2 protein-coding genes are annotated in these 2,311 nt (G+C 71.7%); both read right to left on the bottom strand.

Annotated elements, in window-relative coordinates:
- Nucleotides 1-769, bottom strand: a 769-nt coding sequence (locus tag VF468_20030; protein HEX5880578.1) for a DUF222 domain-containing protein, incomplete at its 3' end; no start/stop codon positions are given.
- A gap of 748 nt (nucleotides 770-1,517) precedes the next feature.
- A partial coding sequence (locus VF468_20025) for an amidohydrolase family protein (GenBank protein ID HEX5880577.1) occupies nucleotides 1,518-2,311 on the bottom strand: 794 nt, incomplete at its 5' end.

Here is a 2,311-nt window from a genome sequence, read left to right as displayed (position 1 = left end):
TTCCACTGTCCGCCGCCCCGGTGGCCGGTGCCGTGGTGGCCGGGGCCGGGGCCGGGGCCGGGTGGGTGAGGGTAGCGATGCCGTGCAGCACGATCAGCCCGAACGCGTCCGCGCGCCGCTGCAGCAGGGTGCGCCCGTCGTCGCCGGGCTTCACCCCCTTGGGCAGGGTGGCGCCGGCCTGCACCGCGCTCTGCAGCGCCTCCCCCAGCGCGGGTTCGACCATCGCGTCCACCTGCACCAGCTCACCGACCCGGCGCACCCGCAGGAACCGGTCGGCCAGTGCGGCGACCCGGTCGGCGTCGCGGTCCGGGTTCGCCAGCTCCGCCACCAGGCTCAGCGCCTGCTCCAGCTCCCTGGGCGACGCGGTCTCGGCCAGCTGCACCAGGGTGGGCTCGTGGTCCTGGACCGCGCCCAGCCCGCACGGCTTGACCCACCGGATCACGGTGTCCACATGCTCCTCAGTGACCCGCCCGGCGGCGAACGCTTCGGCGAACCCGGGCAACTGGGGCAGCAGCTCGGCCCGCCGGGTGATCCGGTGCGCCCCGACCCCGCGGCGCAGGTGCAGTCGCAGCCACGACCCCGCCGTCTTGCACCCCGACCCGTCCAGCGATCCGTCCGTCGCCAGCTCCCCGGCGGCGCCGGCCTGCGCCGCGTGCAGCCGCCCGATCATCGCATCCAACAGCACCAGCCGCTCTCCGGCGGGCAACAACTCGGCCGCCTCGACCACCGGGTCGAGACGGTCCAGCAGCTGCTGCTGTCGGTCGTCCATGAGCCCATCAGATCAGACACCACCGACAGTCCCGCCCGCACGGATCGGGTTATCCACAAGGTCAGCAGTGGCGGTGTCAGCGTGCTCCGTGGGGTTGTCAGTCAGGATGTCGGCGGTCATGTACGCGCCGGGGGTGAGCGCTATCACCACGGTGACCGATACGACTGGTGTGGTCACACCGGCCGCGGCAGCAGCGGGCCGCGACACCGGGTGAGTATCGCGGCAACCGGTACCTGTACGAGGCGATCGAGGTGTGCATCGACCCACCGGCTGCCTCGAGTGCGTCAGCGAGGTGTTCTCACCAGGGTGATTGATCGACCAACTGATGTATCCAGACGCCCCAGTGTGCAGCCCAACCGGCGCCGGCGGCTGCGCGTCGCCACACCTCGCTGCCGCAGGTCGTCGACGACCTCGCCCGCGATCCGGACCCGCAGCATGAGGACGTGACTCAACCTCAACCTCGCAAGATCCGGGCGCCGGCCACCGCAGGCGACGAAGTTGCACTTTCCCGGCCGTCACGACTGCAACTTCGTCGCCTGCGCGCGCAGCCTCGACGCAACAAGGTCCCCTCTCACCGGCTCGGCCGGTCCGAAAAACCTCACTGAAGTCGAACTCGGCTCCACCCACGACCTCCCGCCAGCCGCGCCCACGGCCGCACCGCACCTTCATCGACCAAGCCGGTAGAAGACTCGGCGTCGTTGGGACTGCCGTTTGCCCGCTCGGCGACCATGCCGCCCGCCGGCCGCGCTCAGCCGGCCTCGACCATGTCTCCGCCGATCCATACGCCGGCGATGTCGGCGGCACCGGCCAGCGCGAAGATCTTGGCGAGCGCGTCGTCGGCCGACGCGGCCTGCCGCAGTCCGACCGCCAGCGTGGCGTCCTCGCCCGGCCGCACCCAGACGGCATCGAACTGCCGGCCGACGCCCAGGTCTCCGACCGTGTCGCCGAGGCCGAGCGCGAGCGCACCCGCCCGGGTCGCGAGGTGCAGCAGGTGGGTGGCGGTCAGGGGGAGTCCGTGCGGGCCGAGCAGCTGCTGCATGAAGTAGGCCTGCAGGCCTTCCTTGAACAGGCTGAAGCCCGTTCCCGCGCCCACATCGGATCCCAGGGCGACCCGTACCCGGTGGTCCACATGCGGCCGCATGGGAAACAGGCCACTCCCGAGGGCCGAGTTGCTGGTCGGGCAGTGGGCGACCGCGGCCCCTCTGGCTCCCAGCAGCGCCAGCTCCTGATCGGTCGCATGCACGTTGTGGGCGAGCACCGAGCGGTGCCCGACGAGGCCGTGCCGATCGTAGGTGCCGACGTAGTGGTCGGCCTGCTCGAACAGCTGGGCGACTGCGGCGACCTCGGCGAGGTTCTCGTTGACGTGCGAGGTGAACCAGGCGTCGGGCACGTCCTTGAGCACTGCGGCGCACGAGTCGAGCAGCTCGTCGCTCGCGGAGTACGAGAACCGCGGCGTCACGGCGTACCTGGTCCGGCCGGCCCCGTGCCAGCGGCCGGCGAGTCGGCGAGCCTCGTCGTACGAGCGCTCCGGCGTCGTGAGCA

This window comes from Actinomycetota bacterium (assembly GCA_036280995.1).
Classification (GTDB): Bacteria; Actinomycetota; CALGFH01; order CALGFH01; family CALGFH01; genus CALGFH01.
The sequence above is the reverse complement of the archived record's forward strand: the minus strand, read 5'-3'. Positions and strand labels throughout refer to the sequence as shown.